The following is a 12,712-nucleotide window of genomic DNA, read 5'->3' as shown; positions in this document are numbered from 1 at the left end:
CAGCAGTATCCATTCTGTATGAATGAATTTTGTATTCATCTCGAGAAAAATGAGTTTGTCTCACTATCGCCGCGTCCCGACAATGACTGCCATAAATATCGACATTGGAGATAACAGTCATGGCAGTCGCTCATTCCCTCGGATTCCCGCGTATCGGACGCGACCGTGAACTGAAAAAAGCGCAGGAAGCGTTCTGGAAGGGTGAGCTTGACGAAGCCGGTTTGCGCGCCGTGGGGCGTGACTTGCGCAGAGCCCATTGGGATCTGCAGAAACAGGCCGGCATCGAGCTGCTGCCCGTCGGTGATTTCGCCTGGTATGACCAGGTGCTGACCCATTCGCTGATGTTCGGTGTGATTCCGGAGCGGTTCCGCCCGGCCGATGGCCAGGCTACGCTGCAGACGTTGTTCGGCATGGCCCGTGGCGTCAGCGACACGTGCTGCGCCGGTGTTCATGCCCAGGAAATGACCAAGTGGTTCGATACCAATTATCACTACCTGGTGCCGGAGTTCAGCGTCGATCAGCAATTTCACCTGGGCTGGGACCAGTTGTTCGAGGAAGTCCAGGAAGCCCGCGATTTGGGGCATACGGTCAAGCCGGTGGTGATCGGCCCGCTGACGTACCTGTGGCTGGGCAAGGCCAAGGGCGCAGAGTTCGACAAGCTCGACCTGCTCGACCGCCTGCTGCCGCTGTACGGCCAGATCTTCCAGCGCCTGGCCGAGCTGGGCGTGGAGTGGGTGCAGATCGACGAGCCGATCCTGGTGCTGGACTTGCCGCAGGAGTGGAAGAACGCGTTTGAGCGCGCCTACAACCTGATCCAGCGTGACCCGTTGAAAAAGCTGGTGGCCACCTACTTTGGCGGCCTGGAAGAAAACCTCGGCCTGGCCGCCAATCTCCCGGTCGACGGGCTGCACATCGACCTGGTGCGCGCGCCGGAGCAATACCCGACCATTCTTGATCGCCTGCCGGCTTATAAGGTGCTGTCCCTGGGCGTGGTCAATGGCCGTAACGTATGGCGGTGCGACCTGGAAAAAGCCCTGGCGACGTTGCAACACGCCCAGGAAAAACTGGGTGATCGCTTGTGGGTCGCGCCGTCCTGCTCACTGCTGCACAGCCCGGTGGATCTTGCGCGTGAAGACCAGTTGGACGCCGAGCTGAAAAGCTGGCTGGCCTTTGCCTTGCAAAAGTGCGCGGAAGTCGCGGTACTGGCCCAGGCTGTCGACCAGCCCGAGGCGCCCGCGGTGCTGGCCGCGCTGGCTCACAGCCGCGCGGTACAGGCTGCGCGCGCCGCTTCGCCGCGTATTCACAAGCCCGCCGTGCAAGCGCGCGTTGCCGCGATCAGCGCGAACGACAGCCAGCGCCAATCGCCCTTTGCCCAGCGTATCGAGACACAACGGGCCGGCCTCCACCTGCCGCTGTTTCCCACCACGACCATCGGTTCGTTCCCGCAAACCGCGTCGATCCGCCTGGCGCGCCAGTCGTACAAGGCCGGCAAGTTGAGCGAAGCCGAATACGTTGAAGCAATGCACAGCGAGATCCGGCACGCGGTCGAGGTTCAGGAAAACCTCGGCCTGGATGTGCTGGTACACGGTGAAGCCGAGCGTAACGACATGGTCGAATACTTCGCCGAGCAATTGGACGGCTACGCGTTCACCCGCTTCGGCTGGGTGCAGAGCTACGGTTCGCGCTGTGTGAAACCGGCGCTGATTTATGGCGACCTGAGCCGTCCGAAGGCGATGACGGTGGAGTGGATTCGCTATGCCCAGGGCCTTACGCACAAGGTGCTCAAGGGCATGCTGACGGGTCCGGTGACCATGCTGATGTGGTCGTTCCCACGCGAAGACGTGAGCCGCGAGGTGCAGGCCCGGCAGTTGGCCCTGGCGTTGCGTGACGAAGTGCTGGACCTGGAAGCCGCCGGCATCCGCATCGTGCAGATCGATGAAGCCGCGTTCCGCGAAGGTTTGCCCTTGCGCCAGGCACACTGGCCGCATTACCTGGACTGGGCCACCGAAGTGTTTCGCCTGTGCGCCTGCGGCGTGCGTGACCAGACGCAGATCCACACCCACATGTGCTACAGCGAGTTCAACGATGTGATCGAGTCCATCGCGGCGATGGATGCCGACGTCATCACCATTGAGACCTCGCGCTCGGACATGGCGTTGCTCGATGCGTTCGAAGCCTTCGACTATCCCAACGACATCGGCCCTGGCGTCTACGATATCCACTCGCCACGGGTGCCGGAGGTGGCGCAGATGGTTGACTTGCTGCGCAAGGCGGCCAAGCGGATTCCGGCCGAGCGATTGTGGGTGAATCCCGATTGCGGCCTGAAAACCCGTGGCTGGCCGGAGACTGAGGCGGCGTTGATTCACATGGTTGCAGCGGCGCGTCAGCTGCGTGCGCAACTGGGCTGAGGGCGAAGAATGCGCGGCTGAGGTTCGCGTTGTGCGTCATACTGGCGCCCATGACTTTCGACTCTCCGTTCGCCGCTTATCAACACGCTATCGCCCGGCAGGGCTTCGTGCCCGACGATGCTCAACGTCGGGCGGTAGACGCCTTGCAAACCTGTCACCAGGCGTTGCACCTGGGTGTTTCGCCGATTACGGGTGTTTACCTGTGGGGCCCGGTGGGGCGCGGCAAGACCTGGCTGATGGACCAGTTCCATCAAAGCCTGCGCGTGCCCGCGCGCCGTCAGCATTTTCATCACTTCATGGCCTGGGTGCACCAGCGCTCGTTCCAGCTCACCGGTACCCGGGACCCGCTGCAGGCGGTGGCGCGGGAACTGAGCCGGGATGTACGTGTACTGTGCTTCGACGAGCTGTTCGTCAATGACATCGGTGACGCAATCATTCTTGGTCGCCTGTTTCAGGTGATGTTCGAGGAGGGCGTGGTGATGGTCTGTACTTCCAATCAACCCCCTGAGCAGCTGTACGCCGACGGTTTCAACCGCGAGCGTTTCCTGCCGGGTATCGAGGCGATCAAGCGGCATATGCAGGTGATGGCGGTGGACGGCGGTGAGGATCATCGTTTGCATCCAGGTGTTGGCCTGCAGCGCTATTGGGTGAATCAGCCCGATGCACTGGCCACGCTGTTCGGGCAGTTGAGCGACGGGCAAACGGTCAGCGAGGGGAGGGCGGTAAGCGTGGGGCATCGCACGATTACGGCGGTGCAGGCCAGTGACGCGGTACTGTGGTGCCGCTACGCCGAACTCTGCGAGCAGCCCTTGGCCGCGATGGATTTCATGCTGTTGTGCGATCGTTTCAAGGCCATCCTGCTGGGGGAGGTGCCCAACCTCAGCGCACAACAGCGCCCAGGTCGCATTGCCCGTGGTACCGAAGACGGCGCCGAGCGCGTGGCTGCGGGGGATCGCCAATTGCCGGAGTTGTCCAGGCACGATGACAGCGTGCGGCGCTTTATCGCGCTGGTGGATGAATGTTACGACCGCAAAGTGCCGTTGTTCATCGAGGCCCGGGTGCCGCTGGAACAGCTTTATACCGAAGGTTATCTGGCGTTTCCTTTTCGTCGCACCATGAGCCGCTTGCGGGAAATGCAGCTGCAGCGTTTCGGCGCCTGAGCGCCCCGGTTTCACCGTGTTTGAGGCATTGGATGCGTGCAATCTACGCGCTTTCTGTCAGACATTTGTCGTTAATCTCCTTCATCTAATACCGACTCCATGCTTACAATCGTCCCCTTCAAAGGGAATCGGTTCCCTGGTTGTCGTTATCGAGGAAGGAAATGGACACCCCAGACATCCTGGTGCTGCAAGCCAGCTATACCAACGCCGTGCACGCCGAGGCCATCGGCGTGCTGCTCAACCATTATGCTCAAGACCCGATGGGCGGCGGTCACAGTTTGCCGACTGATCTGTTGCAGCAGCTGCCTGCGGAACTGGCCAAGCGCCCCCATGCGTTCAGTGTGCTGGCGTTCGTTGGGGGTGTCCCGGCCGGTCTGGTCAATTGCTTCGAGGGGTTTTCGACGTTCGCTTGTCGGCCCCTGGTCAATGTCCACGATGTGGTGGTGGCGCAACCGTTTCGTGGTTTGGGCTTGAGTCAGAAGATGCTGCAGAAGGTCGAGGAAATCGCACGGCAGCGCGGTTGCTGCAAGATCACCCTGGAAGTGCTCGAAGGCAATGCGCTGGCACAGTCGGCGTACCGCAAGTTCGGTTTTGACGATTCGGTATCTGATCCCGCCCATGGCCGCATGTTGTTCTGGAACAAGCCGCTGTAATAAAGGTACCGCAAAAAAAGGCGCCATTGAATGGCGCCCAATAAAACCTTTGCCAAAGGAGCGGATTGGCACAGGGTACTTGCGGATTAACTCAGCGTTAAATCAACTGTTGGGTTGAGCGGGTTCGGCAGTGGTGGTTTTAACCGGTTTGCCATCGGCGGACACAACTTGCTGTTCTGCCTTGCCATGATTGGTTTCCTGGATGAAGCTGAAGTTGTTGTAGAACTCTTTCGAGCGCTCTGAACCGCCCTCTGCAAAGGCGGCGGCGGAGGCCAGGGTCATCAGGCTGGCAAGCATCAGTGTGGAGAGTTTCATTACAGTGTTCCCATTAAGAGTGATAGGTGTCCGGTCACTCCATGATCAGATCGTGGGGCGACTATGGCGTTATCCTATTAAGTGGGAATTAACGGAACTCGCCCGCGAAGTTAACGTTTTTGTTAACTTCGCAGGGCAAAGTGTTATAGCCTCCAGTCAAGTGCCAGCGTGACCGAGCGCGGATCGCCCCAATACACGCCATTGTAAAAACCGACGCGCTCGTAGTATTTCTTGTCAAACAGGTTATTGACGTTAATCGATGCCGTCAGTTGTTCGTCGAACTGGTAGCGCGACATCAGGTTGACCACGCTGTAGCCCTGTTGCTCGATCTTTGCCCGCGTGGTGATCAAGTTGCCTTTGTCATCGCGTACGCCCGTGGGCCGGTTGCCGAAGTCAAAGATGTCACTCTGCCAAGTCACCGCGCCGCCCACGGTCAGGTTGCGCCAGGCTCCCGGCAGGCGGTAAGCGCTGGATATTTTCAGCAGGTTCAACGGCTGGCCGGTATTGTTGCGCTGGCCTGCGCCGTTCACCGAGTGGGTGTAGGTGTAGCCTGCGGTCAGGTTCCAGTCCGGCGCAATTTCCCCGGCCGCTTCCAGCTCGAAACCTTTTACCTTGTTACCCTTGCCTCCGGACTTGTAGTACTCCTCGCCAGTGATCGGGTTGGGCGGCACCGAGTCATCGCGCTCGGCGACGTTGTCCTGGGTGCTCCAGAAATACGCGGCCGCCAGGTTCAGCCGCTCGTTGAGCACGCTGCCCTTGAGGCCGACCTCATAGTTGCTGCCCAGCACCGGCTCCAGGTACTTCTTGTTGACGTCCCTCGCGCTTTGCGGCTTGAAGATGTCGGTGTAGCTCGCGTAGACGGTGTACTGCGGCGTGATGTCGTACAGCAGCCCGGCGTAAGGCGTCCACATATCGTTGTGGGTCTGGCCGGTTTTGCCCGATGCGGTCAGTTGATCGTTGACGTCGTATTGGGGGGTTGCGCTTTCCAGCTCCCAACTGCCATAGCGGCTGCCGAGTACGGCATGCAGACGGTCAGTCAGGCTCAGGCGAGTGGCGAGGTAGCCGGCCTTCTGTTGTTTCTTGCTGTGCTCGCCCTTGAGGTCGGTGACGTCATCGGTGAACTTGCCGATACCGCCCATGTGCTTCCAGTCCTCGATGGTGTAGTAACCTTTGGGCAGATTGCTGCGCATGAAGGGCGAACTGTCGCGCTGCGCCGCCTCGCCGTAGCCCATCATCAGCTGATGTTCGCGGCCCAGCAGCGCGTAGCTGCCGGCCAGGTTGAGGTCGATGGCTTCCATTCTCGAGGTGCCGCGCATATGGCTGGCCCAGGCGGTCATGCCGCTGCGGTCGGCATTGGGGAAACCCGCGCCGCCGTAGTACACCTTGCCATCGGTATCGCTCTGGCGATGGGTGTAGGCGGCCTTCAGGTGCCAGTCGCCCCCGAGGCGATGATCGAGGGTGGCGAAGGTGGTCTTGTCGGTCAGCGGCCAGGAACTCCAGTGCGCGGCCATATTGGTGGAGCGCGACAGCCCGGCCTTGCCGCCCTGGCTGTTCCAGTAAGGCACGGTGCCCCAGGACGTGCCTTGGACCTGCTTGTCCTGGTAATCAAAGCCTACGGCCAGCACGGTGTCGTCGGACAGGTCGCCCTCGAGAATGCCGTAGCCGACCGCGCGCTGCAGTGCATAGTTGTCGCGAAAGGATTGGCTGTCTCGGTAGGCCAGTACGCTGCGTCCGCGCAGCCTGCCGTCGAAGGCCAGCGGGCCACCGACGTCGAGATAGCTGTAGTAGTTGTCATGGGTGGCGCCGCTGATCCCGGTTTTCGCCTGCCATTGGGCGGTAGGGCGCTTGCGCACCATGTTGACGGTGGCCGAGGGGTCGCCCGCGCCGGTGGTCAGGCCGGTGGCGCCGCGCACCACTTCGATACGGTCGTAGATGATGGTATCGGCGTCGCTCTTCATGAAGCCGAAGGTGTTGAGCATCCCGTCAATCTGGAAGTTGTTGATGCCGTAGCCACGGGAGGTATAGGACACGCGATCCGAGTCATTGTGCTGGACGTTGATGCCGGTGGTCTGGCGCAACACCTCGGTCAGGGTGTTGAGATTGAAATCATCCATCTGTTGGCGTGTGATCACCGAGATCGATTGCGGGGTTTCCTTGACGGACAGGTTCAGGCGCGTGGCGGTGTTCATCGAGCCTGTAATGTAGGCGCCGGTGTGCTCGGTGGTCGTGCCCAGGCCTTCGGCGGTCACGCGGGTAGCGCCCAGTTCGAGGGCGCTGGCGGGGGCTTGTTCAGGGTCGGTTTCGGCCAGCAGTTCAGGGCTTAGCGCAAGGCTGAACAGGCCCAGGGTAACGCTGATGGAACGGGTAAAAGGCGCGAGCATCGCGGCAAACTCCTTGTCGTCTCTGAGGCCGCCCCGGAAGGGGCGGGTATGGCTCAAAGACGAAAGGAGGGGCGGAACTTTAGGCTTAAACGAGAATGATTGTTATCTTTGTGTTTCAAGCCTCTCGGTTACTTGACCACCACGTCGGTGCTGTCGGCCTTTTTCGGTTTGATCAAACTGAAATCGATCAAGGCTTTCTGCTTGGTCTCGTAGGGGTTGCCGATCAGCAAGGGGCGCGGCTTGAAGCTGTCGCTGACCAGGCTTTTGCTGTGGTCCAGTTCATCGAAACTCAAACCGGCCAGGTCCGCCCAGGTGTGGATCAACTGCGAGCTGCTGTAAGGCCGCTGCAGGTCGCCGGCGAAGCTCCAGTCGTGGCTTTCGCGCCACTTGGGTGAGGCGTAGGCCATGAAGGGAATGGTGTACATCGGCGCGGTCGGCTTGCCTTCGTTGCGGCCCAGGGTGTCGTGGCCGGCCGAGTCGAACACGTCTTCGCCGTGGTCCGACAGGTACAGCAGGAAGCCGTTGGGATCGGTCTTGGCGTAGTCCTTGATCAGGCTCGACACCACGAAGTCGTTGTACAGCACCGCGTTGTCGTAGCTGTTATAGGTCGGCAACTGGGCGTCGCTGACGCCCGGCGGCACACCCTGGCGATCGGTGAACTTGTCGAATGTCTGCGGATAGCGGTACTGGTAGCTCATGTGCGTGCCCAGCAAGTGCACCACGATGAACTTGCGTTCGGCGGTATCGGCCAGGGCCTTGGAAAACGGCGCCAGTACGTCGCCGTCGTATTGGCGGGCGTTCTGGTTGCGGTTGTTGTTCAGGTACACCTGCTCGTCGGCCTGTTCGGAAAAGGTCGTGAGCATGGTGTTGCGCTTGGTCATGGTCTGCTGGTTGGTGATCCAGAACGTCTTGTAGCCGGCCTGTTTCATCACGCTGACGATCGACGGTGTCTTGAGGTACAGGTCCGGGTTTTCTTCGTCGGCGAAGGTCAGCACCTGCTGCAGCGCTTCGATGGTGTAGGGGCGCGGGGTGATGACATTGTCGAACACCGCCAGTTGGTCGCGCAGCTTGTCCAGTTCCGGCGTGGTATTGCGCGGGTAGCCATAGAGGCTCATGCGCTGGCGGTTGGTGGACTCGCCGATCACCAGCACCAGGGTGGACGGCTGGCCGGCCATGCTGTCCTTGAGGTTTTTCAAGGGCGGGATCTGGCTGGCACTGGTCAGCATGCCTTGCATGTTGTCCAGCTGTTCGGTGTAGCGGCGGTAGGCGACAATCATCTGCCAGGGCACGGCCGGTTCTATCCGGGTTTCGAAGCGGTCAATGGCCTGTTCCATCGTGTCACTGGTGGCGATCTGCTTGACCAGCGGGTAGCCGACAATCGCCAATACGATGGCGATGGCCGCGACGATCGACTGGCCGCGCGGCAAGTACACCGGGCGCAGGCGTGTCCACAGGAACACCGCGAAGGCCGTGTGGGCAAGGAACGCCAGCACGATCCACCAGGCAAAGTACTGGGTGGCGTATTCGCCCGCTTCAGAAATGTTCGACTCGAACATGATGAAGATGACGCTCTGGGAAAATTCCTGCTGGTAAATAAAGAAGTAACCCAGACTGGCCATGGAACAGGCCCACAGCACCACGCCGATCACGGCGGCAAGCACCCGGGTTTGCCGGGGGAACAGCAGCATCGGCGCCAGCCACAGCGCACTCATGAAGAATGCCTGGCGGAAACCACTGAAGCCGGACGTGCCGGTCAGTTGGATAAGCAGTTGGGTAATACCCGAGAAATACCAGAAAAACAGGAATAACCAGCCAAGGCCGGCCCAATCAAAGCCTTTCGCAGTCGTCGTGCTGCGTTTGAACATCGCCATCCAGCGCCCCATCAGAAAATGATCGTCGCGCACAGGCGCGCGACATCGGGCCGCTCAGAACGTGAGCGGCATCGCGGGCGGGAGTATCGGGACAGGCGTGTGAAAACTTTGTGAGTTTTCCGTAAGTATTGCCTTACAAACTCACCAAAGGCGTTCAGCAGAGTGCGGGTTTGGCGCCGGACGGCAGTTCCAAGTGGGCCTGGAGGTGTGAACGCAGGCGCAGGACTTCCTGTTGCAACTGATCGCGCTCGTCCTTCAACTGGCGCAATTCATCGCGGCGGATGCTGACGTAGAGGGTCTGTGGCGGTCGGGTCATCTGTGCTGTGCTCATTGCTTGCCTCGCAAATAGCCGGGTAGATCGCGCCGCCGAAAAAGGTGAGCGGCAGCAGTCGTGGCAAGTTTGAATTCTTTTTCACGGCAAGGGAACTTTTTTATTTTTGGTGGTCGTGTGACTTTTGCCGCCGTGATGGTGAAACGATGGCAACTTTTTTGCCATGAAACTACACGGATCCGCTCTGGACTAACCCTCATTAGCCTCATTGCGCTATAAACTATGTCACACATTTTTTAGCAGTTAGGAGCATCAGCACATGCAACTGGGGATTATCGGACTAGGCCGCATGGGCGGTAACATTGCGCGGCGCCTGATGCTCAATGGGCATACCACCGTTGTATATGACCGTAACGAAGCCTTTGTCAAAGGCCTGAGCGAAGAGGGCGCCACCGGCGTCGCCGACTTGAAGGCCCTGGTGGCCGGCCTGCAAAAGCCTCGCGCCGTGTGGGTGATGTTGCCGGCGGGCGCGCCCACCGAAGACACCATCAATGAATTGAGTGGGCTGCTGGAAAGCGGTGACGTGATCATCGATGGCGGCAACACCAATTACAAGGACGACGTGCGTCGCGGCAAGGCCCTGGCGGAAAAAGGCCTGCACTACGTCGACGTCGGCACTTCCGGCGGCGTGTGGGGGCTGGAACGCGGCTACTGCATGATGATCGGCGGCGATGTGGAAACCGTGCAGCGCCTTGATCCCATCTTCAAGAGCCTGGCGCCCGGCATCGGCAGCATTCCACGCACCAAGGACCGTTCGCCCGCCGCCGACCCACGTGCCGAGCAGGGTTACATCCATGCCGGCCCGGCGGGCTCCGGTCACTTCGTCAAGATGATCCACAACGGCATTGAATACGGCATGATGCAGGCGTTTGCCGAAGGTTTTGACATCCTCAAGACCAAGAATTCGGAGAACCTGCCCGAAGACCAACGCTTTGACCTGAACGTGGCGGACATTGCCGAAGTCTGGCGCCGTGGCAGCGTGGTGTCGTCGTGGCTGCTGGACCTGACCGCCGATGCCCTGGCGACCGATCCGAAGCTGGACGGCTATTCCGGTTCCGTGGCCGACAGCGGCGAAGGTCGTTGGACCATCGAAGCGGCCATGGAGCAAGCGGTGCCGGTGCCGGTACTGTCGACGTCGTTGTTCGCACGTTTCCGTTCGCGCCAGCAGAGCACCTACGGTGACAAAATGCTGTCTGCCATGCGCTTCGGCTTTGGCGGCCACGTGGAGACTTCCAAAAAATGACCGCCAACGGCAAGAAACCCAAGGCCGAACCCGCTCCACCGACCACGCTGTTTCTGTTTGGCGCCCATGGCGACCTGGTCAAGCGCCTGCTGATGCCGGCGCTGTACAACCTGAGTCGCGACGGGCTGCTTGGCGACGGCCTGCGTATCGTCGGCGTTGATCACAACGCCATCAGCGACGCGGACTTTGCCAAGAAACTGGAGGACTTCATTCGCACCGAGGCTGCCGGCAAGGTGCGGGGTAATGCCGACAATGCCCTGGACCCGCAGTTGTGGGCCCAGTTGGCCAAGGGCATCAGCTACGTCGAGGGCGACTTTCTCGACGACAGCACCTACGCCGATATCGCGCAGAAAATTGCCGACAGCGGCACCGCCAACGCGGTGTTCTACCTCGCGACTGCGCCGCGCTTCTTCAGTGACGTGGTGCAACGCCTGGGCAGCGCCGGCTTGTTGAACGAAACTGAGGAAGGTTTTCGTCGCGTAGTCATCGAAAAGCCCTTTGGCTCCGACTTGGCCACTGCCGAAGCCTTGAATGCGTGCCTGCTCAAGGTGATGAGCGAAAAGCAGATCTATCGCATCGACCACTACCTGGGCAAGGAAACGGTGCAGAACATCCTGATCAGCCGTTTCTCCAACGTGCTGTTCGAAGCGTTCTGGAACAATCATTACATCGACCATGTGCAGATCACCGCTGCGGAAACCGTCGGGGTGGAGACCCGGGGCAATTTCTTCGAAAAAACCGGCACGCTGCGGGATATGGTGCCCAACCACCTGTTCCAGTTGCTGGCCATGGTCGCCATGGAGCCTCCGGCAGCCTTCGGCGCCGACGCGGTGCGCGGTGAGAAGGCCAAGGTGGTCGGTGCCATTCGCCCGTGGTCCCTGGAAGATGCGCGGGCCAACTCCGTGCGCGGCCAGTACACCGCCGGTGAAATCGCCGGCAAGCAACTGCCGGGCTACCGCGAAGAAGCCAATGTCGCGCCGGACAGCAGCACCGAGACCTTTGTCGCGCTCAAGGTGATGATCGACAACTGGCGCTGGGTCGGCGTGCCGTTCTACTTGCGCACCGGCAAGCGCATGAGCATCCGCGACACCGAGATTGTGATCTGCTTCAAGCAGGCGCCGTACGCGCAATTTCGCGATACCGACGTCGATGAGCTCAAGCCCACCTACCTGAAGATCCAGATCCAGCCGAACGAAGGCATGTGGTTCGACCTACTGGCCAAAAAGCCCGGGCCGACCCTGGAGATGGCCAATATCGAGTTGGGGTTCGACTACAAGGACTTCTTCGAGATGCAGCCGTCGACCGGGTACGAAACCTTGATCTACGACTGCATGACCGGCGATCAGACCCTGTTCCAGCGTGCCGACAACATCGAGAACGGTTGGCGTGCGGTACAGCCGTTCCTGGATGCGTGGAAGGAAGACGACGGTATCCAGGCCTACAAGGCCGGCGAAGATGGCCCGGCGGCGGCGGACGCATTGCTGGCCCGTGATGGCCGCGCCTGGCACAGCCTCGGATGAGTGATGCAGCGATTCATCCCATCCGTTTTATCCTCAGTGACGTGGACGGTACCTTGCTGCATCCGGATCACAGCCTCAGCCAGCGCACGGCCGATGCGGTTCGCGCGTTGCGTGAGGCAGGTGTGCTTTTCAGCCTGGCCAGCGGGCGCCCGCCCAAGGCCATGATGCACTTGATCGAGACGTTCGGGATCGACGTGCCGGTGGCGGGCTTTAACGGTGGTACGTTGATCAACCCGGATGGCAGCATCCTGGTGGCCCACCATCTGCCGGCGGAAGCGGCATTGGTGACGCTGGCGCTGTTTTCGGCCGAACCCGATGTGGAAGTCTGGGTGTTCGCCGACGGCGACTGGCTGCGCCGTGACCCGCCAGGGCCGATGGCGCAGCGCGAAGCGGAAGGCCTGGGGTATGGGCCGGTGGTCGTGGAGAGTTTCGAGCCTTACCTGGACCGGGTCGACAAGATCGTCGCCGCGAGCAATAACACCCAGTTGCTGGTGGAGCTGGAAGCGCGGTTACATCCCAAGGTGCAGGGCCTGGCCCAGGTCTCACGTTCGCAACCGGTTTATCTGGATGTGACGGCGATGCTGGCCAATAAAGGCGAGGCCTTGAAGACTCTTGCGGCGCACCTCGGGGTGGAGCTTGCGCAAACGGCGGCCATTGGTGACGGCGGCAACGACCCGGCGATGTTCCATGTAGCCGGGTTATCGATCGCCATGGGCCAGGCGGAAGACACCGTCAAGCGTCAGGCCAGCGTGGTCACCGGCAGCAATGTCGAGGACGGTGCTGCCGAAGCGTTCGAGCGATTTATACTCGGCGCACGATAAGTAAGTGCA

10 protein-coding genes are annotated in these 12,712 nt (G+C 60.6%); 6 read left to right on the top strand and 4 right to left on the bottom strand.

The features are described from left to right. Positions 1-119 precede the first annotated feature (119 nt). From metE to MRY17_RS14690, 3 genes are all read left to right on the top strand, one after another. Positions 120-2,408 (top strand): 5-methyltetrahydropteroyltriglutamate--homocysteine S-methyltransferase, encoded by a 2,289-nt coding sequence (gene metE / locus MRY17_RS14700; RefSeq protein ID WP_243352377.1) that lies wholly within the window; start codon positions 120-122, stop codon positions 2,406-2,408. Between the two features lie 50 nt (positions 2,409-2,458). Next, the gene (gene zapE / locus MRY17_RS14695) at positions 2,459-3,568 is read left to right on the top strand and encodes a cell division protein ZapE (RefSeq protein WP_243352376.1); all 1,110 of its coding nucleotides are present in this window, start codon (positions 2,459-2,461) and stop codon (positions 3,566-3,568) included. 161 nt (positions 3,569-3,729) lie between these two features. Continuing rightward, positions 3,730-4,221 carry a GNAT family N-acetyltransferase gene (locus MRY17_RS14690; protein ID WP_181285278.1) on the top strand — a complete coding sequence of 164 codons (492 nt, stop codon included), beginning with the start codon at positions 3,730-3,732 and terminating at the stop codon, positions 4,219-4,221. Positions 4,222-4,323: 102 nt separating this feature from the next. Here the strand turns inward: MRY17_RS14690 and MRY17_RS14685 are convergent, their stop codons facing one another. The 4 genes from MRY17_RS14685 to MRY17_RS14670 all read right to left on the bottom strand — a co-directional run bounded on the left by MRY17_RS14685 (position 4,324) and on the right by MRY17_RS14670 (position 9,119). After that, positions 4,324-4,536: a hypothetical protein gene (locus tag MRY17_RS14685; RefSeq protein ID WP_181285277.1), complete on the bottom strand. Its 213-nt coding sequence runs from the start codon at positions 4,534-4,536 to the stop codon at positions 4,324-4,326. Between the two features lie 143 nt (positions 4,537-4,679). Next, positions 4,680-6,917, bottom strand: a complete 2,238-nt coding sequence (locus tag MRY17_RS14680) for a TonB-dependent siderophore receptor (RefSeq protein WP_243352375.1) — start codon at positions 6,915-6,917, stop codon at positions 4,680-4,682. 128 nt (positions 6,918-7,045) lie between these two features. Next, positions 7,046-8,788: a phosphoethanolamine transferase CptA gene (locus tag MRY17_RS14675; RefSeq protein WP_181285275.1), complete on the bottom strand. Its 1,743-nt coding sequence runs from the start codon at positions 8,786-8,788 to the stop codon at positions 7,046-7,048. A gap of 154 nt (positions 8,789-8,942) precedes the next feature. Next, positions 8,943-9,119, bottom strand: coding sequence for a DUF6026 family protein (locus MRY17_RS14670; protein ID WP_274597942.1), 177 nt, complete (start codon positions 9,117-9,119; stop codon positions 8,943-8,945). 259 nt (positions 9,120-9,378) lie between these two features. Between MRY17_RS14670 and gnd the strand changes: the two genes are divergently transcribed. From gnd to MRY17_RS14655, 3 genes are read left to right on the top strand one after another with little or no spacing between them, the layout of a single operon-like run. Further along, positions 9,379-10,362, top strand: coding sequence for a phosphogluconate dehydrogenase (NAD(+)-dependent, decarboxylating) (gnd, locus tag MRY17_RS14665; protein WP_181285273.1), 984 nt, complete (start codon positions 9,379-9,381; stop codon positions 10,360-10,362). Continuing rightward, positions 10,359-11,882, top strand: a complete 1,524-nt coding sequence (gene zwf, locus MRY17_RS14660; RefSeq protein WP_191951832.1) for a glucose-6-phosphate dehydrogenase — start codon at positions 10,359-10,361, stop codon at positions 11,880-11,882. Before gnd ends, zwf begins: the two co-directional genes overlap by 4 nt. Then, positions 11,879-12,703 carry an HAD family hydrolase gene (locus MRY17_RS14655; RefSeq protein WP_191956499.1) on the top strand — a complete coding sequence of 275 codons (825 nt, stop codon included), beginning with the start codon at positions 11,879-11,881 and terminating at the stop codon, positions 12,701-12,703. Before zwf ends, MRY17_RS14655 begins: the two co-directional genes overlap by 4 nt. Positions 12,704-12,712 lie beyond the last annotated feature (9 nt).

Source organism: Pseudomonas orientalis (assembly GCF_022807995.1).
Classification (GTDB): domain Bacteria; phylum Pseudomonadota; class Gammaproteobacteria; order Pseudomonadales; family Pseudomonadaceae; genus Aquipseudomonas; species Aquipseudomonas orientalis_B.
The sequence above is the reverse complement of the archived record's forward strand: the minus strand, read 5'-3'. Positions and strand labels throughout refer to the sequence as shown.